This is a genomic window from Sinorhizobium sp. M4_45 (assembly GCF_002885915.1).
GTDB lineage: Bacteria > Pseudomonadota > Alphaproteobacteria > Rhizobiales > Rhizobiaceae > Sinorhizobium > Sinorhizobium meliloti_A.
Map to the genome: position 1 here is coordinate 307,691 of NZ_NWVE01000004.1, position 25,319 is coordinate 333,009.

The window sequence follows — 25,319 nt, forward strand, 5'->3', positions numbered from 1 at the left end:
AGTTGGCCCAAAAATTGCTTATTACTGGAATTTGGTCAAGCATGGACGGCGGCGGAGGTGCCGATTCAGCCGGCGGTCGTCCGTTCTGCCGGAATGCACGCCGCCGGCAGGTATCAGAGGCTGAAATTGTCGCCGAGATAAAGCCGGCGCACGTCCGGGTTGGTGACGATGTCGTTGGCGCGGCCATGCGTCAGCACTTCGCCGGCATGGATGATATAAGCCCGGTCGATCAGCCCGAGCGTCTCGCGCACATTGTGGTCGGTGATGAGGACGCCGATGCCGCGCGAGGTGAGGTGGCGCACGAGCGCCTGGATATCGGCGACGGAGATAGGATCGACGCCTGCGAAGGGTTCGTCGAGCAGCATGAAGGTCGGGTCGGTCGCAAGCGCACGGGCGATTTCGAGGCGCCGGCGTTCGCCGCCCGATAGCGCGATGGCGGGCGATTTGCGCAGGTGGGTGATCGAAAATTCACCAAGCAGATCGTTGAGCTTGCTCTCGCGGCGGTCGACGTTCTCGTCGTGAACCTCCAGCACCGCGCGGATGTTATCCTCGACCGTCAGCCCGCGAAAGATCGAGGCCTCCTGCGGCAGGTAGCCAACGCCCAGGCGCGCCCGGCGATACATGGGCATCGTCGTGACGTCGTTGCCGTTGATCTCGATCGAGCCCTCGTCCACCGGCACGAGGCCGGTGATCATGTAGAAGCAGGTCGTCTTGCCTGCGCCGTTCGGACCAAGCAGGCCGACAGCCTCGCCACGGCGCACGACGAGCGAGACACCGTTGACGACGCGGCGCGAGCGGTATGATTTCGTAAGGTTCCGGGCAATAAGCGTGCCGTCGTAGCGCGCCTTGTCGACCGCGCGGGCAGCTGTCGCTGCCGCCGACGGCTTTTTGCCCCGTTTGCGTTTTTGGAGGAAAGGAATCTGCACGAGCGGGTCTATGTCAGTTCGTCTTGCGGGACTGCGGATCGAGCTGGATCTGTACGCGGCCGCCGCAGGCGTCGAGCTGCGCTTCGCCGGTGTCCATCTGGACGTTCAACTGGCAGCCCACGAAGACGTTCTTGCCTTCCGACAGAACGACCTTCTTGCCCTTGAGCACGATCGTCTGGTTGGTCAGGTTGACGATGCCGCTTTCGCCCGTGGCCTGCTGCGCACCGGAGCTGAGGAACACCTTGTTGCTGACCTCGATCCGATCGATATCGGCGTTGCCGCTGGTGACCGAGCCGCCGCCCGCCTTGTAGAAGACGGTCATGTTGCCGGCCTGCAGCGTCGTCGTGCCCTGGACGACCTTCACATTACCGGTGAAGATCGCCTTGCTTTCCGGATCCTTGATCTCAAGCTTGTCGCTCTCGATCTGGATCGGCTGGTCGTTCGAAAGCTGAAGGCCCTGCATGCGACTGGAGGTTGCCTGCGCCAGGGCGGCGGAAGCAATCAGCGAAGCGCCGAGCCCGGCCACGGCCAGAGCGGCTGAAATCCTTATGAGAGCGGCAGGTTTGACCGACATGGCTGCAGGGGATCCTGTTCTTGGGGTCCTGTTATTTTGCGTTTTTGCGAATGGCGCTGGGTTCGATATTGACCCTTACCATGCCTTCGAAAGTTACGACACGTCCCTTATCTGTCATTCGCAGCTTCTGCGCAATGATCGATCCGCCCTTCATGCTTATGGCAATCGGTTGTTTCGTCTCCATTTCGCCGGCATTGATGTCCAGATAGGCGGACTGGAAATCGGCATTGACGCCATTATTCATGGAAATCGTGAACGGGGCGTTCATATCGAGCGTATTCGCGCCGCGGTCGTAAATGCCGCTCGTCGCATCCACCGTGGCGATCAGCGTATCGTTGACCGGCATCTCGGCGTGAATGGTCTCGAGTGTGATCAGATTCGGGTTGGCGATATCCTGAAGCGCCCGCGCGGCCTTCATCGAATAGCTGATATCCTGCTTGTTGCGGCCGGAAATCGCCGGGTTCTGCATGACGATCTTGCCGTTCTCGATCGTGGCCGTCTCGAGCTGCAGCTCTTCGGGCAGAAAAGCGCGCACGAAGGAAACGGCGACGAAGATCAGCGCAATCGCGCCGGCGATGAGCGGCAGCATGACTTTCAGGCGCCTTACGCGCGCCGAATGCCGCGCTGCCGAAGCATAGGCATCGGCAGAGCTCGTACCCACATCGGCAAAGATTGCGGGGGATCGGGCTTCGTTCAGCATCAAGGGCCTGTCAGTTTCCTCTGACCTCGGGCAGTCCGAGGGACACATACATACATCGGCGTAAGCCACGGCGAATATGGTTATCTTGCTGCCGCCCAGCAATGGAGCGGTGCAAACTTTGCATTGTAAGACAATCCGGCCGCACTATTTCAATCCGCCGGGCATGCTCTACTCCATGCCGCGTCAAACCCCAAGGGGTTTCATACAGCAAGCCGCGTCGGCCCGGTACGTATTCCCGTGCGTCGCGTTGCAGACTGCCCTAGCTTGCCGCGTCTGAGGCGGATAGCATGTTCCGTGGGAAACTGACAGAACCCCTTACCACAAATCGGAGACACTCATGGACGAACTCGCCATTGCCGACCGCCGCAGACTGCGCAGAAAGCTGAGCTTCTGGCGTTGGGCGGCGGTGGCCGTTCTCGTCGCTGGCGGCCTCGCGCTGTTTGCCTTCTCAGGCTGGGGCGACGTGACGGAGCGCGCGCGCGATCACGTCGCGCGCGTTGCCGTTACAGGTCTTATCCAGGACGACCGGGAGCTTGTCGAGCGGCTGGAGCGGATCGCCGACAACCAGTCCGTCAAGGCGCTGATCGTGACGATCTCGTCGCCGGGCGGCACCACCTATGGCGGTGAGGTCATCTACAAGGCCATCCGCAAGGTTGCCGAGAAGAAGCCGGTGGTCTCGGATGTGCGCACGCTTGCCGCGTCGGCCGGCTATCTGATCGCCCTTGCAGGCGACCGGATCGTTGCCGGGGAGACCTCGATCACCGGCTCCATCGGCGTCATTTTCCAGTATCCGCAGGTCAAGACCCTCATGGACAAACTCGGCGTGTCGCTTGAATCGATAAAATCGAGGCCTCTCAAAGCCGAACCGTCGCCGTTTCATCCTCCGAGCGACGAGGCGAGAGCCATGATTCAGGCGATGATCGACGACAGCTACGGATGGTTCGTCGATCTGGTGGCCGAGCGGCGCAAACTGCAGCGACCGGAAGCGCTGGCCCTTGCGGATGGCCGCATCTTCACCGGGCGGCAGGCGCTGGAAGGCAAATTGGTAGACGAGCTCGGCGGCGATGATGAAATCAGGGCGTTTCTGGCCGAACGAAAGGTCTCGAAGGACCTTCCCGTCCTCGACTGGGAAGCACCGAGCGGCGCGCTGTCCTTCGGCCTCGGATCGCTCCTGGCCGAAGCGGTCAAGGCGTTGGGATATGAGGCTTTTCCGACGATGAAGAGCCTCGAAAAGACCGGCCTGGACAAGTTGTTTCTTGACGGTCTTGTTTCGGTTTGGCAGGTTGAAGGGCATTGAGGAAGGCACGTGTGCTAGCCGCGTCACGAGGCCGTAGCTCCAGGCGAGCCTTCCCGAATGCGCAAACGCAGACAAAACAAGCCAAAAAAACCAAGGGGGGCGAACGTGATCAAGTCAGAGCTGGTGCAGATTGTGGCGGCGCGCAATCCGCATCTCTACCACCGCGATGTCGAAAATATCGTCAATGCGGTACTCGATGAGATCACGGACGCGCTTGCTGCCGGCAACCGGGTGGAGCTGCGCGGTTTCGGCGCATTCTCGGTCAAGAACCGGCCATCGCGGTCCGGCCGCAACCCACGCACCGGCGATTCCGTCTTCGTCGAAGAAAAGTGGGTGCCCTTCTTCAAGACCGGCAAGGAACTGCGTGAGCGGCTCAATCCGGGGATGAACGACAACAATAACGGTGAAGACGACTGACGAACGAGGCGCACAGGGATAGGCGCCTCTCGCGCGGGCGCCGAGTTCCGCACATCGTGCGGCTCTCCGCCTCATAAGCGTGTCGAAACAAGGCGGCCCGCTTTATGTCACTATTCGTATGCATGTCGTTGTCGCGAAGCCGCCCCACAATTCCGGGCGACATGCATTAACATTCTGGTCGGAGCGGGTGCATGCTCAAGAAACTCATCAATATCGTCGTCTTCGTGCCGCTCGGAGTGCTGCTGATCGTCCTGAGCGTGGCCAACCGCCAGACGGCAACGCTTGCGCTGAATCCGTTCAATCCCGCCGACAGCGTGCTTTCGATCTCGGCTCCGTTTTTCGTATTTCTCTTTCTCGCCGTCATTGTCGGTCTCGTGCTCGGCGCTGCCGTGACCTGGTTCACCCAGGGAAAATATCGGCGTCGCGCGCGCAGCGAGGCCCATGAGGCGCTGAAATGGCATCGCGAGGCCGAAAAGCAGCGCGGCCAGGCGGAGAAGCTGGCGACGCAAGCGAGCCTGCCCGCGCCGCAAGGCTGAGATTGGTGCTGAACGCGTTCCGAGCCCTCAGCTCGCCGCCTCGGCCTTGCCGCTGACGGCCAGGTTGAAATCCGCGAAGAATTGCTGGGCGAGCTTGCGCGCCGTCGAATCGACGAGGCGCGAGCCAAGCTGGGCAAGCTTGCCGCCGATCTCCGCCGTGACGTCGTAGCGCAGCACGGTTTCCGCGCCCTCGTCCAGCAGCGTGACGTCGGCGCCGCCCTTGGCAAAGCCTGCTATTCCGCCCTTGCCCTCGCCGGATATGGTGTAGCTCGCGGGGGGATTGAGGTTCGACAGAACGACCGTGCCGTTGAAGGATGCGGAAACGGGGCCGATCTTGATCTTGACCACGGCCGCAAGCTCGGTTGGCGATTTCAATTCAAGAGACTGGCAGCCGGGAATGCATCGCTTCAGAATGTCCGCATCGTTCAGGCCACGCCAAACCGCGTCTCGGTCAGCCGCGATACGTTCCTCTCCGCTCATATTCATGCCGGTCCTCCCGTCCACTCTTGTTGGCGATCTTCGCAATCGGAAACGGCTTTGCCAAGAGCACCGGCGATGCTATTTGCAGGCTGAACATGCTACGGACGTGGCGAAGGCGCGTAAAACCGGTCGAGAGTGGCTGCGCCGAATGGTTGAACGAAGTCCAAGGATCAGCGCGTGAAGGAAAAAGACCGGCGATCGAAGAACGCATCGGTGACGGCGGCAAAAAGCCGGGGCGCCGAGGCGGGCGGCGGCCGCCACGAGCAAAGGCTGCCGCCCGCAAAAGGCGCCGGGCCCAGGACGAAGGGCGGGTCCAGGACGAAGACCGGGCCCAAGACAGCGGCAGGAGGGCCGCCGCCGGAAGCGGCGCCGCGCAAGAGCGAGCGGCCGTCCGTCCAGGAGAGTGCTCCGACGCGGCGCATCGAGCCGAGAAGCGGCGAGAAGCCGGCCGAGAGGGTGCCGCTTATCCTCGAGACCGCCGCTGCTGCGGGCTATCATCTAGTCGACAGCGGTGATGGGGAGAAGCTCGAACAATACGGTCCCTATCGTATCGTCCGCCCCGAGGCACAGGCGCTTTGGCCGAAGGCCCTGCCGGCATCGATATGGGAGCGGGCCGATGCCGTCTTCACTGGCGATACCGAAGAGGACGGCATGGGGCGTTGGCGTTTTCCGGGCGAGGTGCTCGGCGAGACCTGGCCGATGCAGCTCCTCGATACGGATTTCCTCGGCCGGTTCACCTCCTTCCGCCATGTCGGCGTCTTTCCGGAACAGCTCGCCCATTGGTCGTGGATGGGCGACCAGGTAGCCGCAGCCGGCCGGCCTCTCAAGGTTCTCAATCTTTTCGGCTATACCGGCGTCGCCTCCCTGATCGCCGCCAAGGCGGGCGCGGAGGTCACGCATGTGGATGCCTCCAAAAAGGCGATCGGCTGGGCGCGCGAGAACCAGGTCCTGGCGCGCGCCGAGACGTTGCCGATCCGCTGGATCTGCGACGACGCCATGAAGTTCATCCAACGCGAGGAGCGGCGCGGCAGCCGTTACGACATCATCCTCACCGACCCGCCGAAGTTCGGCCGCGGTCCGAACGGCGAAGTATGGCAATTGTTCGATCACCTGGCCGCGATGCTGGACATCTGCCGCGAGATCCTGTCGCCGGACGCCCGGGGCCTCGTGCTCACCGCCTATTCGATCCGGGCGAGCTTCTATTCGATCCACGAGCTCATGCGCGAGACCATGCGCGGGCGTGGCGGTCGGGTGGAATCGGGCGAGCTCATCATCCGCGAGGGCGGCCTCGACGGCACTGCACCGGGCCGCGCACTCTCCACCTCACTCTTCAGCCGCTGGGTGCCGAAATGATCAACGACAGAAGCGACCACGGCACGGCACGCGTCGGGCAGGTGAAGGAGGTCACCAGCCTCACCAATCCGATCGTCAAGGATATCCGGGCCCTGACGCAGAAGAAGCATCGCGACGAGACGCGCTCCTTCATGGCCGAGGGGCTGAAGCTCGTCATCGACGCGCTCGATCTCGGCTGGAAGATCAAGACGCTCGTCTATGCCAAGGCGGCGAAGGGCAAGCCTCAGGTCGAGCAGGTGGCGGCGAAAACGGTCGCCAGAGGCGGGCTCGTCCTCGAAGTCAACGAGAAGGTGATCTCCACCATCACACGACGCGACAATCCGCAGATGGTCGTCGGCATCTTCGAGCAGCGCTACTCTCCGCTCAAGGATATTCGTCCGCAGGAGGGGGAGACCTATGTGGCGCTCGACCGCGTGCGCGACCCGGGCAATCTCGGCACCATCATCCGCACCGCCGACGCGGCCGGGGCTTCCGGGATAATCCTGGTCGGCGAAACCACGGATCCCTTTTCGCTCGAGACCGTGCGGGCAACCATGGGTTCGGTTTTCGCCATGCCGATCGCGCGGGCGAATACGGAGGATTTCATCCGCTGGCAGAGAGCGGCCGGCGTTCAGGTGGTCGCGACCCATCTGGCGGGTTCCGTCGACTATCGCACGATCGACTACAAATCGAAGCCGGTCGTGCTTCTGATGGGCAATGAACAGGCGGGCCTGCCGGTGGAACTCGCGCGCGAGGCTGGCGCACTCGCCCGCATTCCGCAGGCGGGGCGTGCCGATTCGCTCAATCTCGCCATCGCGACCGGCATCATGCTGTTCGAGGCGCGGCGCCACCTCCTGTCTCTGGATGGCGTCCGATGAAGCAGGAGCAGACACTTTTCTCGCGGCCGTTCCCGATCGCGCTCTTCATTCTGGTCGCGCTCGCCGCCGACCAGTTCATCAAATATCTGGTGGAGGCGTATCTGCCGTTCCAACAGGGCGTGCCGGTCGTGCCGATGCTCGCCCTCTACCGAACCTACAATTACGGCGTCGCCTTCTCGATGCTCTCCGGCATGGAGGGGTGGTTCATCGTCGGCATCCGGCTGGCGGTCGTCACCTTCGTGCTCTGGCTGTGGCGCCGCACGCCGAAGGACCGGTTCTTCGCCCATCTGGGCTACGCGATGATCATTGCCGGGGCGCTCGGCAATCTCGTCGACCGGCTGCTCTTCGGCTATGTCATCGACTATATCCTGTTCTACACGGCCACCTGGTCCTTTGCCGTCTTCAACCTGGCGGACAGTTTCATCACCGTCGGCGCCGGCGCGATCATTCTCGATGAACTTCTGCAGGCGAAAAAGGAGCGTTCTCTAAAACTTTAGGCACCGGCTGAAGGCATTCGGAAGGCTTGCCGTGCTAGTCCGCGGGCATGAGCGAGCGGATGTTTCGAGAGCGGATGAGGGCTGGCGCGGACACGGGGCCGGGAGCCGGCAGGACGGCATCAGCGGCACCCACGGTGAAGCTCGGCGCCGTCATCCGGCAGCGCCGGTCGTTGGGCTACCCCTCGGCAGGGCCGCCGGTCACGCGCGTCGCCTGTGCTCTCGCCGGCATCGTTGCGGCAATGCTGCTCCTCGCCGTCGGTGCGAGCGCGGGTCTGCACCTGCTGCCGGCGATCATCGCGGCTGGCGGCATCGCCGGCGCCTTCCTGCTGTTGTCCGGCCGCGAGGAGGCGCCCGGGAAGTGGGTCGTCGGTGCCGGCGGGACTGCGCAGGACCCCGCACGGCATGGCGTTGAACCCGCGGCGCTTGCGACGATCCATGACGCCATGGGCGATCTCGCCATCGTCCGCGACCCTGATGGCAGGATCATGCAGGCCAATGGCGCCTTCCATGAGCTTTGCGGATGCGCGGACGCGCGAGGGCTGACCTGCGCGGAGCTGGGACTGCGCTTCGAGCCGAAGCCGGGCCCAGACCGCTACTTTGTGCATATCTATACGCCCGCGGGCACGCGGCTCTACGACTGGCACGACGTGCATGTCCGCGACCCGGCGCGCGGCCGGTTGATGCGCCACAGCATCGCTCGCGATGTTACCGAGGAAATGCTGGCGGCAAGCCGGAGGGAGGAGGCGCGGCGGCGCGCCGAGGAGGCGAGCCGGGCGAAGTCCCGTCTGCTCGCCACCGTCAGTCACGAAATCCGTACCCCGCTTTCCGGCATCCTCGGCATGAGCCGGCTGCTTGCCGAGACGCGGTTGTCGGAAGAGCAGAAGAACTATCTCGCCGGCATGCAGCAGTCCGGCCACACCCTGGTTCAATTGGTCGAGGACCTGATCGATTTTTCGTCGCTTGCCGCCGGACGGTTCCAGTTGCGCCCGTCGCAGGAGGATTTGCGCCAGACAGTCGAGAATGTGGTCGAGATGCTTTCGCCCCGCGCGCACGAGAAGAACATCGAGATCGGCGCAACGGTCGCCATCGAGGTACCCGAGCGGATGCTCTTCGATGCGGCGCGCCTGCGCCAGGTGCTGTTCAACGTGGTCGGCAACGCGGTGAAATTCACCGAGAAGGGCGGCGTCTTCGTCTCCGTCGATATCGAGAACGGCTCCGTGCGCATCCGGATCGACGATAGCGGCCCCGGCATGTCCGCCGACGAGCTCGCGCGCGTTTTCGAAGAGTTCGAGCAGGCAGGCGATGACGCCCAGCGTGCCAAAGGCACCGGGCTCGGCCTCGCGATATCCCGGCGGATCATGGAGGCCTTCGGCGGCAGCCTGACCGCCACGAGCATGTCCGGCGAGGGAAGCCGGTTCGAGATCCGCTTCCCGTTGGCTGGCGCCGGTCTCTCGACCGTTCCCGTTCGGCGCGGCATTCTGGCGGGTGCACAGGTGCTCGTCATGGCACCCGAGGGGCCCTCCTCGGCCGCGCTTGCCGCCACGATCCAGACGCTGGGCGGTACGTGCCATCGGGCTTCGACACTTGCAATCGCAGAACGGGTCGTCGCCGGCGCGCTCGGCAATCGGCTGCCGCTGACGGATGTCATCGTCGATCACCGTCATGCGGCGCAGTTTCGCGAGCTTCTTGCTCGCGAGCCGGCGGTAGCCGGCCTGCGTTTGCGCAGAACCTATCTCATCAGTCCCGAGGAGCGCGCAAGCCATCCGGTGAGCCGGCTCGGCGGTTATGAGGCCTGGCTGATCCGCCCGCTTCGAGAGAGATCGCTGGTCGAGGTGCTGCTCGGGCGGCTCAGAGGAATGGAGAAACGCGACGCGATCAACGACAACAGACCGGTGTTGCGGGAGGAGCCGGCGGCGATGGTCGCGACGGCGGACATTCGCGCCATCCTGCTTGCCGAGGACGACCCTGTGAATGCACTCGTCCTGCGGTCGGTTCTCAGCCGTACAGGGCGTGCCGTCGATCATGTCGGTGACTTCAAGGCGCTCGAAGCCGCACTCCGCTCGGCGGGTTCCGCCCCGCCGCCGCTGATCGTCACCGACCTCAACATGCCGGGCGGAGATGGTCTCGACGTGCTCCGGCGTCTTCGTGAAGCGGAGGCCGCCGGAGGCAGGCGGCGGGTGCCGGTCCTCGTCCTGACCGCGGACGCGCGCGGCGATCTCGATGAGCGCCTTCGAGCCGCGGGAGCGGACGCCGTGCTGGCGAAGCCCGCCGACCCGCAGCGGCTCCTTGCCGAAGTCACCCGCCTCATGGATCCCGTTACGAATTAGAATCCCTCGCTTCGGGGCACCGGGCCGGGTCGGGGTTGTATACTGCCCTGGTGTCACTATGTTGTTGCAGAAACGTGGTCTAAGCCCGGCAGCAATGACGGTTCGGGATGACACGATATGACGATCGAACTTCTGGATTCGATGGGCGTGGTTGACACCTCCAATGCTTACATCCGCAAGGCAGTTGCGGCTCCGGCTGGCGATGTTTTAGGACGGATCGCCAATCTCGAGACCCGCCTTGCCCGTTCGGCAGCCGAGGTCGATGCGGCGCAGGCAGTACGCTACAGGGTGTTCGTCGAGGAGATGAAGGCGCAGGTGGCGCCCGAGGCCGGCCGACGCAAGCGCGACATCGACAGCTGGGATGCGATCTGCGACCACCTGCTGGTCCTCGATACATCCATCGAGGGCGATGCGGAGGAGCAGATCGTCGGAACCTACCGCCTGCTGCGCCAGGACGTTGCCGAGCGGACCGGCGGCTTCTACTCGGCCTCGGAGTTTGCGATAGGCGAACTTCTCTCGCGTCATCCCGACAAGCGCTTCATGGAACTCGGACGTTCCTGCGTGCTGCCGGAATATCGCACCAGGCGCACGGTCGAACTGCTGTGGCAGGGCAATTGGGCCTATGCGCTGAAGCACGGGATCGATGCGATGTTCGGCTGCGGTTCGTTTCCGGGCGTGGTTCCCGAAGAACACGCGCTCGCGCTCTCCTTTCTGCATCATAACGTCCGGGTCCGGGACGAGTGGGCGGTTTCCGCCCGGCCGGAGCTTTACCGGACGATGGATCTGATGCCTCCGGAGGCGATCAACCCGAAGAAGGCGCTCGCGGCGCTTCCGCCGCTGATCAAGGGCTATATGCGGCTCGGTGCGATGGTCGGCGAGGGGGCGGTGGTCGATCAAGCGTTCCGCACCACCGACGTTCTGATCGTCCTGCCGATCAGCAATATTTCCGGCCGTTATCTGAACTATTACGGCGCCGATGCGGGGCGTTTCTCCTCGTCGGTGTCCTGATCGTCTATCGCCGCACCTCGAATTTTCATGACGGAAGCATATTGAACCATAAAGGAGAACATTCGCCGCTCTGCCTGCGAGGGTAGCTCCGCGAGCAAATCTCGACTTTTCATCACGAACGAAATTGGTCAGCCATGATACATTGAGCCCGCCTCCGTTCCCGGGAAGCGGGCTCTTGTTTTGAGCGCTCGCGCGATCTTGAGGCTTGCTCCAACCATAGCCTGGCGACGCGCAACAGCCGAAGTGTCAGCAGCTTTCCGGCTTTCCGCCGACCCGCGTCACGTCCCGGCGTTATAGGCAGCGATCGCGGCCAGGTTGACGAGGTCGGAGTCCTTTGCCGACATGGAGGCGATCTGGACCGACTTGTCGAGGCCGACCAGCAGCGGGCCGATCACGGTCGAGCCGCCCAGCTCCTGGAGCATCTTCGTCGAGATCGAGGCCGAGTGGAAAGCCGGCATGACGAGCACGTTCGCGGTGCCGGAAAGCCTGCAGAACGGATACTGCTCCATCACCCGCGCATTGAGTGCCACGTCGGCGGCCATTTCGCCGTCATATTCGAAATCCACACGGCGCCGGTCGAGGATTTTTACCGCCTCGCGTACCCGCTCCGAGCGTTCGCCGGAAGGGTGGCCGAAGGTCGAATAGGCGAGCATCGCCACCCGCGGGACATAGCCCAGCCGCTTGGCGAGGCCGGCCGCTTCCTCGGCAATATCCGCCAGCTCCTCGGACGTCGGCATGTCGTGCACCGCGGTATCGGCGACGAGCACCGTACGGCCGCGGCAGAGCGCAATGGACACGCCGATCACCCGGTGGCCGGGCTTTGGATCGATGCAGCGGCGCACGTCTTCGAGCGCGGTCGAATAGTTGCGCGTAAGGCCCGTCACCATGCCGTCCGCATCGCCGAGCGCCACCATCGAGGCGGCGAAATGGTTGCGGTCGGTATTGATCAGACGCTGCACGTCTCGGAACAGATAGCCCTTCCGCTGCAGGCGCGAATAGAGGAAATCGGTATAGGCGCCGACGCGCTTCGACAGGCGCGCATTGACGATCTGAATGCCGGCGCGGTCGAGGTCGATGCCTTCGCGCTCGGCGGTTTCGCGCATCACTTCCTCGCGCCCGAGCAGGAGCGCCGTGCCGAGCTGCTGGTTGGCATAGGCGATCGCCGAGCGCATCATCTGCACTTCCTCGCCTTCGGCAAAGACGATCCGCTTCGGCTGGCGGCGAACGCGCTCGACGATGCGCTGCAGCGTCGAGGCGATCGGGTCGCGCCGCGCCGAAAGCTGCTGTCCATAGGCCTTGAGGTCCTCGATCGGCTTGCGGGCGACGCCCGTCTCCATGGCCGCCTTTGCAACAGCCATCGGGATCGCCGAAATGAGGCGCGGATCGAAGGGGACGGGAATGATATATTGCGGCCCGAAGCGCGGGCGGTTGCCCTGATAGGCAGCGGCGACGTCGTCCGGAACGTCTTCCTTGGCGAGATTGGCGAGCGCTTCCGCAGCGGCGATCTTCATCGCATCGTTGATCGTCGAGGCACGCACGTCGAGCGCGCCGCGGAAGATATAGGGGAAGCCGAGAACGTTGTTGACCTGGTTCGGATAATCCGAGCGGCCGGTCGCGACGATCGCGTCGTCGCGGATCAGGGCCACTTCTTCAGGCGTGATTTCCGGATCGGGATTGGCCATGGCGAAGATGATCGGCCGTGGGCCCATGGAGCGGACCATGTCCGCGGAAAGCGCGCCCTTGGCCGAAAGGCCGAAAAATACGTCGGCGCCGTCAAGTGCCTCGGCAAGCGTCCTGCGGTCGGTCTCGACCGCATGGGCGGACTTCCACTGGTTCATGCCGTCGGTACGGCCCTTGTAGATGACCCCCTTGGTATCGCAGAGGATGATGTTCGACGGGTTGAAGCCCATCGCCTTGATGAGCTCGATGCAGGCGATCGCCGCCGCGCCCGCGCCGTTGCAGACGAGCTTGGCCGTCTTGAAGTCGCGGCCGGTCAGGGTCAGCGCGTTGACGAGGCCTGCCGCGGCGATGATCGCGGTGCCGTGCTGGTCGTCATGGAAGACGGGAATGTCCATGACTTCGCGCAGCCGCTGCTCGATGATGAAACAGTCCGGCGCTCTGATGTCCTCGAGATTGATTCCGCCGAAGGAGGGACCGAGAAAGCGGACGCAGTTGATGAATTCGTCGACGTTTTCGGTGTCCACCTCGAGGTCGATCGAATCGACGTCGGCGAAGCGCTTGAAGAGGACGGACTTGCCCTCCATGACGGGCTTCGAGGCGAGTGCGCCGAGATTGCCGAGGCCGAGGATCGCCGTGCCGTTGGAAATCACCGCAACCATGTTGCCGCGAGCCGTGTAGTCGTATGCCGTCGCCGGATCGTCGGCGATCGCCTTGACCGGAACGGCGACACCGGGCGAATACGCAAGCGAAAGGTCGCGCTGCGTCGCCATCGGCTTGGTCGGCGAGATTTCCAGTTTTCCGGGACGACCTTGAGAGTGAAAATCAAGCGCTTCCTGCGCCGTGACGCTGGTCATTGCGCGGTCGGTCTTGTCGATACCCGGCATGTTTCCTCAACCTCCTGTGGGCGACCCTCCTGGTCAGCCTCTTTGTTGTTGTCGTCTATAAATGCTTGCGGATAGTGTGACATCTCTTTTTTTGGAACAATCATGAATTTCCTGATGGATGCATCGAACCGTTCGGGCGACGTCCTTTCCGTGTCCGATCTCGCAAGCGAGGAGAGCCGCTCCACTGCCACGCCGATGATGGAGCAGTTCATCGAGATCAAGGCGAACAATCCGGATTCGCTCCTGTTCTACCGCATGGGCGATTTCTACGAGCTGTTCTTCCAGGATGCGGTCGAGGCCTCGCGCGCGCTCGGTATCACGCTGACGAAACGCGGCCAGCACATGGGGCAGGAAATTCCGATGTGCGGCGTGCCGGTGCATGCGGCCGACGATTACCTGCAGAAGCTGATCGCATCCGGCTACCGTGTCGCCGTCTGCGAACAGGTGGAGGACCCGGCCGAAGCGAAGAAGCGCGGCAGCAAATCGGTCGTGCGCCGCGATGTCGTGCGCCTGGTGACGCCGGGAACGATCACCGAGGAGAAGCTGCTCTCGCCTTCGGAATCGAACTATCTGATGGCGCTGGCGCGCATCCGGAGCGGCTCGGAGCCGGCCTACGCCCTTGCCTGGATCGACATTTCGACGGGCATCTTCCGCCTCGCCGAGACGGCGGAGAGCCGCCTGCTCGCCGACATATTGCGCATCGAACCGCGCGAGCTGATCGTGCCCGACACCGTCTTTCACGATCCCGACCTCAGGGCCGTCTTCGACGTGCTCGGGCGCGTCGCGGTGCCGCAGCCGGCCGTCCTCTTCGACAGCGCGACGGCGGAAGGGCGCATTTCGCGCTACTACGGCGTCGGGACGCTCGACGGCTTCGGCAGCTTCTCGCGCGCCGAGCTCGCGGCCGCTTCGGCGGCGGTCTCCTATGTCGAGAAAACCCAGCTCCAGGAGCGCCCGGCGCTGGGCATTCCGGAAAGGGAAAGCGCCGCCTCGACACTCTTCATCGATCCGGCGACCCGCGCCAATCTGGAGCTCGCCAAGACGCTTTCCGGCTCCCGCGAAGGCAGCCTGCTCAAGTCGCTCGACCGTACGATGACGAGCGGGGGCGCCAGGCTGCTCGCCGAACGGCTGATGTCGCCTCTGACCGACCCGGAGCGGATCAACCAGCGGCTCGATTCGATCGAGGTGCTGGCCGATCAGCCGCGGTTTACGACGGATGTTCGCGACGCTCTTCGCAGGGCGCCGGACATGCCGCGGGCCCTGTCGCGGCTCGCGCTCGGCCGCGGCGGCCCTCGCGATCTCGGTGCCATCCAGGCCGGCATGCGGGCCGCGGCGGCGATATCGGCGCTCCTTACGGGCGCCGAGCTCTCGGCGGAATTGACCGAAGCGCGCAACACGATCGCGGCCTTGCCGGGGGAATTGCTCGCGCGCCTCGACGCAACCCTTGCCGAGGAACTGCCGCTTCTGAAACGCGACGGCGGCTTCGTCCGCGAGGGCGCGAGCGCCGAACTCGACGAGATGCGGGCGCTGCGCGATCAGTCGCGCCGCGTGGTCGCAGGGCTGCAGCTGCAATATTGCGAAGAAACCGGCATCAAGTCGCTGAAGATCAAGCACAACAACGTGCTGGGGTACTTCATCGAGGTGACCGCCGGCAACGCCGGATCGATGACCGACACCGATGCCGGCCGCGCCCGCTTCATTCATCGCCAGACCATGGCGAATGCGATGCGCTTCACCACGACCGAGCTTGCCGAGCTCGAAACGAAGATCGCCAATGCCGCGGACCGGGCGCTGGCGATCGAGGTCGAGACCTTCGAGGCCATGACGCGCGAGGTGGTCGCCGAGGCCGAGGCGATCAAGGCGGCAGCGCTGGCGCTCGCGACGATCGACGTCTCGGCCGGGCTCGCGGTGCTTGCGGAGGAGCAGAATTACACGCGCCCTACGGTCGACCGCTCGCGAATGTTCGCGATCGAGGGTGGACGCCACCCCGTCGTGGAGCAGGCCTTGCGGCGCCAGGCTGCCAATCCTTTCGTCGCCAATGGCTGCGATCTTTCTCCGCCGAACGGCGAGCAGGGCGGCGCGATCTGGCTCCTCACCGGTCCCAATATGGGCGGCAAGTCGACTTTCCTGCGCCAGAACGCGCTGATCGCGATCATGGCCCAGACGGGATCCTTCGTGCCCGCGGCCGCCGCGCATATCGGCGTGGTCGACCGGCTCTTCTCGCGCGTCGGCGCTTCGGACGATCTCGCCCGCGGGCGCTCGACCTTCATGGTCGAGATGGTCGAAACGGCGGCGATCCTCAATCAGGCGACGGACCGATCGCTGGTGATCCTCGACGAGATCGGCCGCGGCACCGCGACCTTCGACGGTCTGTCGATCGCCTGGGCGGCGGTCGAGCATCTGCACGAGGTCAATCGCTGCCGCGGGCTCTTCGCGACCCATTTCCACGAGCTGACCGTACTCTCCGAAAAGCTCGTGCGGCTGTCGAACGCGACCATGCGTGTCAAGGAGTGGGACGGCGACGTCATATTCCTGCACGAGGTGGGCCCGGGCGCAGCCGACCGCTCCTACGGCATCCAGGTCGCCCGCCTTGCAGGCTTGCCGCCGTCGGTCGTCGCCCGCGCGAAGGATGTGCTCGCCAAGCTCGAGGATGCCGACCGCAAGAATCCGGCGAGCCAGCTGATCGACGACCTGCCGTTGTTCCAGGTCGCCGTCCGGCGGGAGGAGGCGGCGAGGGCATCGTCGGGTCCTTCGAAGGTCGAGGAATCCCTGAAGGCGCTCAACCCGGACGACATGACGCCGCGCGAGGCGCTCGACGCGCTTTACGCGCTCAAGAAGGAGCTTTCCAACCGCTGATTTCGCCGGGCTATTTCCCCTGTCATTCGGCCGGCAAAAGGGCTATACAGCGGCGCTTGCAACGAATGATCTAAGTCGGACAGGACGCCCCTCGGCACTTCATGGCCAGACACCAAACCTCCTTTCCCGAAATCCTGGACGTGTCGGCGCTTCGGGCCAGGTGCGACTTCATCGCCTCCGCTCATGCCGAACAGCGCGAACCGATGCGCCGGGCCTTGCTTGCGGCCTTCAAGGAGGCAAATGTCGCGGGCCGCGCCAAGGCGCGCGAACTGCTCGCCGCAGACGGCGCAGGAATAAAATGCGCGGAGCGCATCTCCTGGCTTCAGGACCAGCTGATTACCCTCTTGCACGACTTCGTGCTGAACCAGATTTTCGACGCCGCGAAGGCTCCCGAGGCTTCGCGCATCGCGGTCACCGCAGTCGGCGGCTACGGCCGCGGAACGCTGGCGCCAGGCTCTGATATCGACCTCCTCTTCCTCCTGCCCGCCAAGAAGGCGGTCTGGGCGGAGCCGGCGATCGAATTCATGCTCTATATCCTGTGGGACCTCGGCTTCAAGGTCGGCCACGCAACGCGAACGATCGAGGAATGCATCCGCCTGTCGCGTGCAGACATGACCATCCGCACCGCAATCCTCGAATGCCGCTATGTCTGCGGGTCCGCGGCCCTGGCGAACGAACTCGAAACGCGCTTCGATCACGAGATCGTCCGCAATACCGGCCCGGAATTCATTGCCGCCAAGCTCGCCGAGCGGGACGAGCGCCATCGCAAGGCGGGCGACACGCGCTACCTCGTCGAGCCGAATGTCAAGGAAAGCAAGGGCGGCTTGCGCGACCTGCACACGCTCTTCTGGATTTCGAAATATTTCTATCGGGTCAAGGACTCCGCCGATCTCGTCAAGCTCGGCGTCCTTTCGAAGCAGGAGTACAAGCTCTTCCAGAAGGCCGAGGATTTTCTCTGGGCGGTGCGCTGCCACATGCATTTCCTGACCGGCAAGGCGGAGGAGCGCCTCTCATTCGACATCCAGCGCGAGATCGCCGAGGCGCTCGGCTATCACGATCACCCCGGGCTCTCGGCGGTCGAACGCTTCATGAAGCACTACTTCCTGGTGGCCAAGGACGTCGGCGACCTGACCCGCATCTTCTGCTCGGCGCTGGAGGACCAGCAGGCCAAGGACACGCCCGGGATCACGGGCGTCATAAGCCGCTTCCGCAATCGCGTCCGCAAGATCGCGGGCACGCTCGATTTCGTCGATGATGGCGGGCGCATCGCGCTTGCGAGCACCGACGTGTTCAAGCGCGACCCGGTAAACCTCATGCGCCTGTTCCACATCGCCGACATCAACGGGCTCGAATTTCATCCGGCGGCGCTGAAGCAGGTGACCCGTTCTTTGAGCCTGATCACGCCCCACTTGCGCGAAAACGAAGAGGCCAACCGGCTCTTCCTGTCGATTCTCACCTCGCGGCGCAATCCGGAACTGATCCTTCGCCGGATGAACGAAGCGGGAGTGCTCGGCCGTTTCATTCCCGAATTCGGCAAGATCGTCTCGATGATGCAGTTCAACATGTATCACCACTACACGGTGGACGAGCATCTCCTGCGCTCGGTCGACGTCCTCTCCCGCATCGAGCGGGGCCTGGAGGAGGAGGCGCATCCCCTGACGGCGATGCTGATGCCTGGTATCGAGGACCGCGAGGCGCTCTACGTCGCCGTTCTGCTGCACGACATCGCCAAGGGGCGCCCGGAGGATCATTCCGTGGCCGGCGCCAAGGTCGCGCGAAAGCTTTGCCCGCGCTTCAGGCTGACCCCGAAACAGACCGAAATGGTGGTCTGGCTGGTCGAGGAACATCTGACCATGTCGATGGTCGCGCAGACCCGCGACCTTAACGACCGCAAGACCATCGTCGATTTCGCCGAACGGGTCCAATCCCTCGAACGGCTGAAGATGCTGCTTATCCTCACCGTCTGCGACATCCGCGCCGTCGGGCCCGGCGTCTGGAACGGCTGGAAGGGCCAGCTCCTGCGCACGCTCTACTACGAGACCGAGCTTCTGCTCTCGGGCGGCTTTTCGGAACTGTCGCGCAAGGAGCGGGCGAAGCACGCCGCCCATATGCTGGAGGAGGCGCTCGCCGACTGGCCGAAGAAGGAGCGCCAGGCTTATGTGCGGCTGCATTACCAGCCCTATCTTCTGACCGTGGCGCTCGAGGAGCAGGTGCGTCATGCAGGCTTCATCCGTGAGGCGGACAATGCGGGCCGGACGCTCGCGACCATGGTGCGGACCCATGACTTCCACGCCATCACCGAAATCACGGTGCTGTCGCCCGACCACCCGCGCCTGCTGACCGTCATCGCCGGCGCTTGCGCCGCGGCTGGCGCCAACATCGTCGGCGCGCAGATACACACGACATCGGACGGCCGGGCGCTCGATACCATTCTCGTCAACCGCGAGTTCTCGGTCGCCGAGGACGAGACGCGCCGGGCGGCAAGCATCGGCAAGCTGATCGAGGACGTGCTCTCCGGCCGCAAGAGGCTGCCCGAGGTGATCGCCAGCCGGACGCGTGTGAAGAAGCGCAGCAGGGCCTTCACCGTGACGCCGGAGGTGACCATCAGCAATACGCTGTCGAACAAGTTCACCGTCATCGAGGTCGAAGGCCTCGACCGGACCGGTCTGCTTTCCGAAGTGACCGCGGTGCTGTCGGACCTATCGCTCGACATCGCCTCGGCCCATATCACCACCTTCGGCGAAAAGGTGATCGACACCTTCTACGTCACCGATCTGGTCGGCTCGAAGATCACCAGCGAGAACCGGCAGATGAACATCGCGGCGCGCCTCAAGGCGGTGCTGGCGGGCGAGGTGGACGAAGCGCGCGAGCGCATGCCCTCCGGCATCATTGCGCCGACCCCTGTGTCCCGCGTACCCCACGGTTCCAAAACGACAAAAGCCGAAACATGAGTCTGGTCAAGAAATTCGCTACCGTCGGCGGCGCAACGCTCGGAAGCCGGCTCTTCGGCTTCATCCGGGAAACCTTCATGGCGGCCGCGCTCGGCACCGGCCCGGTCGCCGACGCCTTCAACACCGCCTTCCGGCTGCCGAACACCTTTCGCAGGCTTTTTGCCGAAGGGGCGTTCAATTCGGCCTTCGTGCCGCTTTTCGCCAAGGAGATCGAGGCGCACGGCATGGAGGGCGCACGGCGCTTTTCCGAGGAGGTCTTCGGCGTCCTCTTCACCGTTCTCCTTCTCCTGACGATCGCCATGGAACTGGCGATGCCGTTCATCGTCGGGCAGTTGATCGCTCCCGGGTTTGCCGACGACCCCGCGAAATTCACAAGCACCGTCACCTTCGCGACGATCATGTTTCCCTATCTCGCCTGCATGTCGCTGGCGGCAATGATGGCGGGCATGCTCAATTCGCTGCACCGCTATTTCGCGGCAGCCATCGCGCCGGTCTTCCTGAACTTCATCCTGATCGGCGTGCTGGCCTATGCCTGGTACAGCGGCCAGGATGCGGTCGCGGTCGGCTATGATCTCTCCTGGGGGGTGCTGGCCGCGGGCCTCGTGCAACTGGCGATCGTCTGGGTCGCGGTGCGCAATGCCGGGATCCGCATCGGTTTTCGCCGACCCCGGCTGACGGCAAACGTCAAACGCCTGCTGGTGCTGGCGCTTCCCGCGGCGATCACCGGCGGCATCACGCAGATCAACCTCCTGATCAACACCAATATCGCTTCTGCAAAGGAAGGCGCCGTCTCGTCGCTGGTCTATGCCGACCGCATCTATCAGCTGCCGCTCGGCGTCGTCGGCATTGCCGTTGCGACCGTGCTTCTGCCCGAGCTTGCGCGGGCTCTGCGCGGCGGCAATCTCAACGAGGCGGCAAACCTGCAGAACCGTTCCGTCGAGTTCACGCTGTTCCTGACACTTCCCGCCGCCGCGGCACTGCTCGTCATGTCGGAGCCTATCGTCCGGCTCCTCTTCGAGCGCGGCCAGTTCTCGCCGGAATCCACCGTCGTCGTCGGGCATATTCTGGCGATCTACGGCCTCGGCCTGCCGGCCTTCGTGCTGATCAAGGCCTTCATTCCCGGTTTCTTCGCCCGCGAGGACACCCGCACGCCGATGATCTTCGCCGGAATTTCCGTGGCAGTGAACGTCTCCCTGGCGCTGACGCTCTTTCCGTCGCTTGCCGCCAGCGGCATCGCGACGGCCGAAATCGTCGCCGGCTGGGTGAACGCCCTGCTTCTTTTCGCGACGCTCGTCTGGCGTGGGCACTGGGGGCGCGATATTCCCTTGCTGACGAGGATTCCCCGGCTGGTGATCGCCGCTGCCGTCATGGCGGCCGCGTTGTACTTTGCCGTGGATTGGCTCGCCTTGCCCCTTTCTTCCGCCGCACCGCTTACGACCCGCGCCCTTACACTCTGCGGCCTGATCGCCGCCGCGATGGCGATCTATTTCGCGGTCGCGTTCGGGACCGGCGGCGCAAGCCTTTCGATGATCCGCCGCAGCGTCAAACGGGGGGCACCGGCCTCGTCCGCCGAGCGGGCGAGCGAAGGGGCGGATCGGCAATGAGACAGTCGATTGCCCGCGTCGCCATCGTCGTGCCCGATTACGACGAGGGCATCGCCTTTTACTGCGGCAAGCTCGGCTTCGACCTCCTCGATGACAGCGACCTCGGCGGCGGCAAGCGCTGGGTCGTCGTGCGGCCGAAAGGTGCGGCGGAGACCGCGCTCCTGCTCGCCAGGGCCGAGGGCGAAAGGCAGCGCGCCGCGATCGGCAATCAGACCGGCGGGCGGGTCGGCTTCTTTCTCTTCACCGACGACTTCGGCCGCGATCACGCCGCCATGCTTTCGGCAGGCGTGACGTTCCTCGAGGCGCCCCGCCATGAGGTCTACGGAACCGTTGCCGTCTTCGTCGATCCCTTCGGCAATAGGTGGGATCTCCTTCAGCCCGCGTGACCATGCCTCTTGATTGCGCCCGGCCCGCCGTGCATAAGCGCGGCGGGTATCAACTGGAGCCAGGCCTTCCACAAGCCCGATTGGGGACGACATGAACGAATTCAAGCCGCTCGTATTTTCCGGTGTTCAGCCGACCGGCAACCTGCATCTCGGCAATTATCTCGGCGCGATCCGCAAGTTCGTCGCCCTTCAGGAAAACAACGATTGCATCTATTGCGTCGTCGACCTGCACTCGATCACCGCGCAGCTCGTGCATGAGGACCTGCCGGGCCAGATCCGGTCGATCGCGGCGGCTTTCATCGCCTCGGGCATCGACCCCGAAAAGCACATCGTCTTCAACCAGTCGGCCGTGCCGCAGCACGCCGAGCTCGCCTGGATCTTCAACTGTGTCGCCCGCATCGGCTGGATGAACCGGATGACCCAGTTCAAGGACAAGGCCGGCAAGGACCGTGAAAACGCTTCGCTCGGCCTGCTCGCCTATCCGAGCCTGATGGCGGCCGACATCCTCGTTTATCGCGCCACCCACGTGCCCGTCGGCGACGACCAGAAGCAGCACCTGGAACTCACCCGCGACATCGCCCAGAAGTTCAACATCGACTTCATGGAGCATATCCGGACGCGGGGCTACGGCGTCGACATCGTCGTCGGAGAAGAGCCGATCCATGCCTATTTCCCCCCGGTCGAACCGCTGATCGGCGGCCCGGCACCGCGCGTCATGTCGCTGCGCGACGGCACCAAGAAGATGTCGAAATCGGATCCATCCGACCTGTCGCGCATCAATCTGATGGACGATGCCGATACGATCCTGAAGAAGATCCGCAAGGCCAAAACCGATCCGGACGCGCTTCCGAGCGAAGCGGACGGTCTTAAGGATCGACCGGAGGCCGAAAATCTCGTCGGGATTTACGCCGCGCTCGCCGACAGGTCGAAAGAAGAGGTGCTTGCCGAATTCGGCGGCCAGCAATTCTCGACCTTCAAGCCGGCTCTGGCCGACCTCGCCGTCAGCGTGCTTTCGCCGATCACGGGCGAGATGCGCCGGTTGATGGGCGATACCGCGCATATCGACGCTATCCTGCGCAAGGGCGGGGAGCGCGCCCGGGAACGCGCCGAGAAGACCATGCGCGAGGTCCGCGAAATCATCGGCTTTTTGCAGTAGTTCACGAAAATGAGACCTTGCGGGCGCCGCGCGGCGTTGTAATGTTCACCGCATGGTTTCAACCCGACTCTCACGAATGGAAGGCCATCGCCGCAAGTTCATGGCGGTGATCGACGACACGCCCGAATGCGGCCGCGCCGTGCATTATGCCGGTATGCGCGCGAAGAATTCCAATGGCGGCCTCGTGCTGCTCTACGTGATCGCCGACGGCGACTTCCAGCAATGGCTGGGCGTCGAGGAGATCATGCGCGCCGAAGCGCGGGACGAGGCCGAGGCGACGCTGGCCAAGATCGCGCAGACGGTGCGCGAACGGATCGGCATCGAGCCGGAAATCGTCATCCGCGAGGGCATCGCCACGGAACAGATTCACGCCGCCATCGAAGAGGACCGCGACATCGCGATCCTGGTGCTGGCGGCCGGATCGGCGAAGGAAGGCCCGGGGCCGCTCGTTTCGTCCATTGCCGGGAAGGCCGCGGCCTTCCCGATTCCGGTCACGGTCATTCCCGACCTTCTGACGGATGAGGAAATCGACGCGTTGACCTGATCTCCACAGCGCTGCGCGTCCCATCACATGAGCAAAGGTCGCTGTAGCACTCTGAATCACGCTATTACGCCTTGCGGGCTCCACCCGAGGCTCCTATATTTTGGAACAATTCTAAAAAGCCGGTCGAGGAGCGCTCCCGGCAGAACGGAGTGAGACATGTTCATCCAGACCGAAGCCACGCCGAATCCCGCCACTTTGAAATTCCTGCCGGGCAAGGTAGTGATGGAGAACGGCACCGCCGAATTCCGGAGCGAAGAAGAGGCCCTTGCAGGATCGCCCCTTGCGGCTCGGCTCTTCTCGATCCCCGGGGTCACCGGCGTCTATTTCGGCTATGACTTCATAACCGTGAGCAAGGAAGCGCAGGAGTGGCAGCACCTGAAGCCCGCGATTCTCGGCTCGATCATGGAGCATTTCATGTCGGGGCAGCCGATCATGTCGGGCGCCGGCCGTGCCGAGCAGACGGATGCGGAGGACGAGTTCTTCGACGAGGGCGACGAGGCGATCGTCGCCACGATCAAGGAACTGCTCGAGACGCGGGTTCGGCCCGCCGTCGCCCAGGACGGCGGCGACATCACCTTCCGCGGCTTCAAGGACGGAACGGTGTTCCTGAACATGAAAGGCGCATGCGCCGGCTGCCCCTCTTCGACCGCGACCTTGAGGCACGGCGTGCAGAACCTGTTGCGCCACTTCGTTCCTGAAGTCGAAGCGGTCGAATCCGTCTGATCCGAAGCGGGTCGAGGCGCGGAAACCTGCATGGCGGGCCCGCGCATCCTTCGCTTCCAGTTCGGTGTCATTTTCCTTATATCGTTTTCCATATTCCTTATGCCGGTGTGGTTTTTGGGATAGAATCACAGGTGTGATTCCGACGTGCCGCAGCGACTTGTAGATGCGGCAACTGCGGTTGCGCACCCTCGCAGCCGCACCGATCGCAGGACGCAGGGAGGAGACCGCGGCTGAAATGCTAGTTCTTGCCATTGATACATCCGGGTCCGGTTGTTTCGCTGCCGTCTGCGACGGCGGCTCCGGAGAGCTTCTGGCATGCGCGGGCGCGGAAATCGGACGTGGCCATGCGGAGCGCCTCATGGAATTCGTGGATGAGGCCTTGAGCGTCTCGGGCCGGGAACTCGGCGAGATCGATCGGATTGCCGTGACGATAGGTCCAGGATCGTTCACCGGGATCCGTGTCGGCGTTGCCGCTGCGCGCGGCCTTGCCCTGGCGCTCGGAAAGCCGGCAGTCGGGGTCACGACGCTTCAGGTCGTCGCCGAAAGCGCGCGGCTGAAACAGGCAGGCCAGCCGGTGCTCGTCGTCCTCGACGCCAAACGGGGCGAGCTTTACCTTCAGGCCTTCGATGCTTCGGGACGGCCGCAAGGGGAGGCGGAAATCCTGGCCGCCGAGGAAGCGCGCTGGCGCTTTTCCGATTTCGCCGGCATCGTCTGCGGCTCCGGTGCCCTTGCCGTCACCGGCGCGGCGGGCAGCAAGCCGGACGAGATCGATATGGCGACCCTCGCCCGGCTGGGCGCGGCGGCCGATCCGGCTTCTGCGCGTCCTAAGCCACTTTATCTGCGCGGACCCGACGCCAAGCCCCAGGCCGGATTCGCCGTGACCCGTGCCTGACCGGAAGACGCCAAGCGCCATTCGCCCGTATACTCTCCAGAACGTCCAAGAAACGCCCCGATGAGCCTTACCGACTATTTCACCCGCCGCGCCGAATTCGACATTTTTGCGCTTGAAGAGGCCGATCTCGGCGCCGCGGCCGCGCTGCATCGCCAGCGCTTTGCTGCCGCTTGGAGCGACGGCGAAATCCATGGGCTCCTGAGTCAGGAGACAGTGTTCGGATTCGTCGCGCGCCAGACCAATGCCAATGGCATGTTCCGGCCGGCCTTCGGCGGCTTCGTCCTGTCGCGGGCGGTCGCCGGCGAGGCCGAGATACTGACGATTGGGGTCGACCCCCGCTACGCGCGCTCCGGTCTCGGCTGGCGCCTCATGCAGGCGGCGATGCGGGAGGCCGCCGTCAAGGGAGCAGAGGCACTGTTCCTGGAAGTCGACGAGACGAACCAGGCCGCGATCGGTCTCTACGGAAAGCTCGGCTTCCGCAAGGTCGGGGAGCGGAAGGCCTATTACCAGGCGCGGCCCGGCGAGCGCAGCGCGGCGCTTGTCATGCGGCTCGATCTTCGTTAGAGCATCTCGCTGTTTCATGGAAACACTGAAATGCTCTAACCCTTTGGGCCAACGCACTTCCGGACGGAAAACCGTTACACACTTTTCCTGGAAATGCTCTGGAGCGAGAT

The 25,319-nt window shown here is 64.0% G+C and carries 22 protein-coding genes; 17 read left to right on the forward strand and 5 right to left on the reverse strand.

All coding sequences use genetic code 11. The annotated features are described in order from the left end of the window. Window positions 1–113: 113 nt before the first annotated feature. From lptB to lptC, 3 genes are read right to left on the reverse strand one after another with little or no spacing between them, the layout of a single operon-like run. A complete protein-coding gene (lptB, locus tag CN933_RS14565) occupies window positions 114–920 on the reverse strand; it encodes an LPS export ABC transporter ATP-binding protein (protein WP_419183647.1) in 807 nt (268 codons plus the stop codon). Between the two features lie 19 nt (window positions 921–939). Further along, complete coding sequence (locus CN933_RS14570; RefSeq protein WP_018093989.1) at window positions 940–1,500, reverse strand: LptA/OstA family protein; 561 nt, start codon at window positions 1,498–1,500, stop codon at window positions 940–942. A gap of 31 nt (window positions 1,501–1,531) precedes the next feature. Further along, on the reverse strand, window positions 1,532–2,200 hold the full coding sequence (gene lptC / locus CN933_RS14575) for an LPS export ABC transporter periplasmic protein LptC (protein WP_018093990.1): 669 nt from the start codon (window positions 2,198–2,200) through the stop codon (window positions 1,532–1,534). A 337-nt stretch (window positions 2,201–2,537) separates the two neighbouring features. On the opposite strand from lptC, the gene sppA reads away from it, so the two are divergent. From sppA to CN933_RS14590, 3 genes are all read left to right on the forward strand, one after another. Further along, window positions 2,538–3,497, forward strand: coding sequence for a signal peptide peptidase SppA (gene sppA / locus CN933_RS14580; protein ID WP_018093991.1), 960 nt, complete (start codon window positions 2,538–2,540; stop codon window positions 3,495–3,497). A 105-nt stretch (window positions 3,498–3,602) separates the two neighbouring features. Beyond that, complete coding sequence (locus CN933_RS14585; RefSeq protein ID WP_003527713.1) at window positions 3,603–3,914, forward strand: integration host factor subunit beta; 312 nt, start codon at window positions 3,603–3,605, stop codon at window positions 3,912–3,914. Window positions 3,915–4,105: 191 nt separating this feature from the next. Next, the gene (locus CN933_RS14590) at window positions 4,106–4,450 is read left to right on the forward strand and encodes a hypothetical protein (protein WP_018093992.1); all 345 of its coding nucleotides are present in this window, start codon (window positions 4,106–4,108) and stop codon (window positions 4,448–4,450) included. A 27-nt stretch (window positions 4,451–4,477) separates the two neighbouring features. On the opposite strand, the gene CN933_RS14595 is transcribed toward CN933_RS14590, so the two are convergent. Next, window positions 4,478–4,936, reverse strand: a complete 459-nt coding sequence (locus tag CN933_RS14595) for an SRPBCC family protein (RefSeq protein ID WP_018093993.1) — start codon at window positions 4,934–4,936, stop codon at window positions 4,478–4,480. Between the two features lie 171 nt (window positions 4,937–5,107). On the opposite strand from CN933_RS14595, the gene CN933_RS14600 reads away from it, so the two are divergent. The 5 genes from CN933_RS14600 to olsB all read left to right on the forward strand — a co-directional run bounded on the left by CN933_RS14600 (window position 5,108) and on the right by olsB (window position 10,972). Then, the gene (locus CN933_RS14600; protein ID WP_018093994.1) at window positions 5,108–6,283 is read left to right on the forward strand and encodes a class I SAM-dependent methyltransferase; all 1,176 of its coding nucleotides are present in this window, start codon (window positions 5,108–5,110) and stop codon (window positions 6,281–6,283) included. Next, on the forward strand, window positions 6,280–7,140 hold the full coding sequence (locus CN933_RS14605) for a TrmH family RNA methyltransferase (protein WP_018093995.1): 861 nt from the start codon (window positions 6,280–6,282) through the stop codon (window positions 7,138–7,140). Before CN933_RS14600 ends, CN933_RS14605 begins: the two co-directional genes overlap by 4 nt. Then, window positions 7,137–7,637, forward strand: coding sequence for a signal peptidase II (gene lspA, locus CN933_RS14610; protein ID WP_018093996.1), 501 nt, complete (start codon window positions 7,137–7,139; stop codon window positions 7,635–7,637). Before CN933_RS14605 ends, lspA begins: the two co-directional genes overlap by 4 nt. Before the next feature lie 47 nt (window positions 7,638–7,684). Continuing rightward, the gene (locus tag CN933_RS14615) at window positions 7,685–9,964 is read left to right on the forward strand and encodes a hybrid sensor histidine kinase/response regulator (RefSeq protein ID WP_018093997.1); all 2,280 of its coding nucleotides are present in this window, start codon (window positions 7,685–7,687) and stop codon (window positions 9,962–9,964) included. Window positions 9,965–10,081: 117 nt separating this feature from the next. Then, window positions 10,082–10,972, forward strand: a complete 891-nt coding sequence (gene olsB, locus CN933_RS14620) for a l-ornithine N(alpha)-acyltransferase (protein WP_018093998.1) — start codon at window positions 10,082–10,084, stop codon at window positions 10,970–10,972. A gap of 278 nt (window positions 10,973–11,250) precedes the next feature. Here the strand turns inward: olsB and CN933_RS14625 are convergent, their stop codons facing one another. Next, window positions 11,251–13,536 carry an NADP-dependent malic enzyme gene (locus CN933_RS14625; RefSeq protein ID WP_018093999.1) on the reverse strand — a complete coding sequence of 762 codons (2,286 nt, stop codon included), beginning with the start codon at window positions 13,534–13,536 and terminating at the stop codon, window positions 11,251–11,253. 102 nt (window positions 13,537–13,638) lie between these two features. On the opposite strand from CN933_RS14625, the gene mutS reads away from it, so the two are divergent. From mutS to CN933_RS14670, 9 genes are all read left to right on the forward strand, one after another. Then, a complete protein-coding gene (mutS, locus tag CN933_RS14630; protein ID WP_018094000.1) occupies window positions 13,639–16,389 on the forward strand; it encodes a DNA mismatch repair protein MutS in 2,751 nt (916 codons plus the stop codon). Window positions 16,390–16,490: 101 nt separating this feature from the next. Beyond that, entirely contained in the window at window positions 16,491–19,340 is a 2,850-nt protein-coding gene (locus tag CN933_RS14635) for a [protein-PII] uridylyltransferase (RefSeq protein ID WP_018094001.1), read from the forward strand. Beyond that, window positions 19,337–20,944 (forward strand): murein biosynthesis integral membrane protein MurJ, encoded by a 1,608-nt coding sequence (gene murJ, locus CN933_RS14640; RefSeq protein ID WP_018094002.1) that lies wholly within the window; start codon window positions 19,337–19,339, stop codon window positions 20,942–20,944. Before CN933_RS14635 ends, murJ begins: the two co-directional genes overlap by 4 nt. Beyond that, on the forward strand, window positions 20,941–21,330 hold the full coding sequence (locus CN933_RS14645; RefSeq protein ID WP_018094003.1) for a VOC family protein: 390 nt from the start codon (window positions 20,941–20,943) through the stop codon (window positions 21,328–21,330). Before murJ ends, CN933_RS14645 begins: the two co-directional genes overlap by 4 nt. Window positions 21,331–21,421: 91 nt before the next feature. Further along, a complete protein-coding gene (gene trpS / locus CN933_RS14650; RefSeq protein ID WP_018094004.1) occupies window positions 21,422–22,486 on the forward strand; it encodes a tryptophan--tRNA ligase in 1,065 nt (354 codons plus the stop codon). A 52-nt stretch (window positions 22,487–22,538) separates the two neighbouring features. Beyond that, window positions 22,539–23,030, forward strand: coding sequence for a universal stress protein (locus CN933_RS14655; protein WP_003527692.1), 492 nt, complete (start codon window positions 22,539–22,541; stop codon window positions 23,028–23,030). Between the two features lie 156 nt (window positions 23,031–23,186). Then, window positions 23,187–23,753: a NifU family protein gene (locus CN933_RS14660; protein WP_018094005.1), complete on the forward strand. Its 567-nt coding sequence runs from the start codon at window positions 23,187–23,189 to the stop codon at window positions 23,751–23,753. A 235-nt stretch (window positions 23,754–23,988) separates the two neighbouring features. After that, window positions 23,989–24,645, forward strand: a complete 657-nt coding sequence (gene tsaB, locus CN933_RS14665) for a tRNA (adenosine(37)-N6)-threonylcarbamoyltransferase complex dimerization subunit type 1 TsaB (RefSeq protein WP_102761796.1) — start codon at window positions 23,989–23,991, stop codon at window positions 24,643–24,645. Window positions 24,646–24,705: 60 nt separating this feature from the next. Beyond that, complete coding sequence (locus tag CN933_RS14670) at window positions 24,706–25,209, forward strand: GNAT family N-acetyltransferase (RefSeq protein ID WP_018094008.1); 504 nt, start codon at window positions 24,706–24,708, stop codon at window positions 25,207–25,209. Window positions 25,210–25,319: the final 110 nt, after the last annotated feature.

Bases quoted from the DNA above. Each gene is read 5' to 3' on its own strand.
- lspA (WP_018093996.1), top strand. From the start codon at position 7,137: ATGAAGCAGGAGCAGACACTTTTCTCGCGGCCGTTCCCGATCGCGCTC.
- CN933_RS14625 (WP_018093999.1), bottom strand. From the start codon at position 13,536: ATGCCGGGTATCGACAAGACCGACCGCGCAATGACCAGCGTCACGGCG.
- CN933_RS14655 (WP_003527692.1), top strand. From the start codon at position 22,539: ATGGTTTCAACCCGACTCTCACGAATGGAAGGCCATCGCCGCAAGTTC.
- CN933_RS14605 (WP_018093995.1), top strand. From the start codon at position 6,280: ATGATCAACGACAGAAGCGACCACGGCACGGCACGCGTCGGGCAGGTG.
- CN933_RS14615 (WP_018093997.1), top strand. From the start codon at position 7,685: ATGAGCGAGCGGATGTTTCGAGAGCGGATGAGGGCTGGCGCGGACACG.
- trpS (WP_018094004.1), top strand. From the start codon at position 21,422: ATGAACGAATTCAAGCCGCTCGTATTTTCCGGTGTTCAGCCGACCGGC.
- sppA (WP_018093991.1), top strand. From the start codon at position 2,538: ATGGACGAACTCGCCATTGCCGACCGCCGCAGACTGCGCAGAAAGCTG.
- CN933_RS14645 (WP_018094003.1), top strand. From the start codon at position 20,941: ATGAGACAGTCGATTGCCCGCGTCGCCATCGTCGTGCCCGATTACGAC.
- CN933_RS14670 (WP_018094008.1), top strand. From the start codon at position 24,706: ATGAGCCTTACCGACTATTTCACCCGCCGCGCCGAATTCGACATTTTT.
- mutS (WP_018094000.1), top strand. From the start codon at position 13,639: ATGAATTTCCTGATGGATGCATCGAACCGTTCGGGCGACGTCCTTTCC.
- CN933_RS14660 (WP_018094005.1), top strand. From the start codon at position 23,187: ATGTTCATCCAGACCGAAGCCACGCCGAATCCCGCCACTTTGAAATTC.
- olsB (WP_018093998.1), top strand. From the start codon at position 10,082: ATGACGATCGAACTTCTGGATTCGATGGGCGTGGTTGACACCTCCAAT.
- CN933_RS14595 (WP_018093993.1), bottom strand. From the start codon at position 4,936: ATGAATATGAGCGGAGAGGAACGTATCGCGGCTGACCGAGACGCGGTT.
- tsaB (WP_102761796.1), top strand. From the start codon at position 23,989: ATGCTAGTTCTTGCCATTGATACATCCGGGTCCGGTTGTTTCGCTGCC.
- murJ (WP_018094002.1), top strand. From the start codon at position 19,337: ATGAGTCTGGTCAAGAAATTCGCTACCGTCGGCGGCGCAACGCTCGGA.
- CN933_RS14590 (WP_018093992.1), top strand. From the start codon at position 4,106: ATGCTCAAGAAACTCATCAATATCGTCGTCTTCGTGCCGCTCGGAGTG.
- lptC (WP_018093990.1), bottom strand. From the start codon at position 2,200: ATGCTGAACGAAGCCCGATCCCCCGCAATCTTTGCCGATGTGGGTACG.
- CN933_RS14570 (WP_018093989.1), bottom strand. From the start codon at position 1,500: ATGTCGGTCAAACCTGCCGCTCTCATAAGGATTTCAGCCGCTCTGGCC.
- CN933_RS14635 (WP_018094001.1), top strand. From the start codon at position 16,491: ATGGCCAGACACCAAACCTCCTTTCCCGAAATCCTGGACGTGTCGGCG.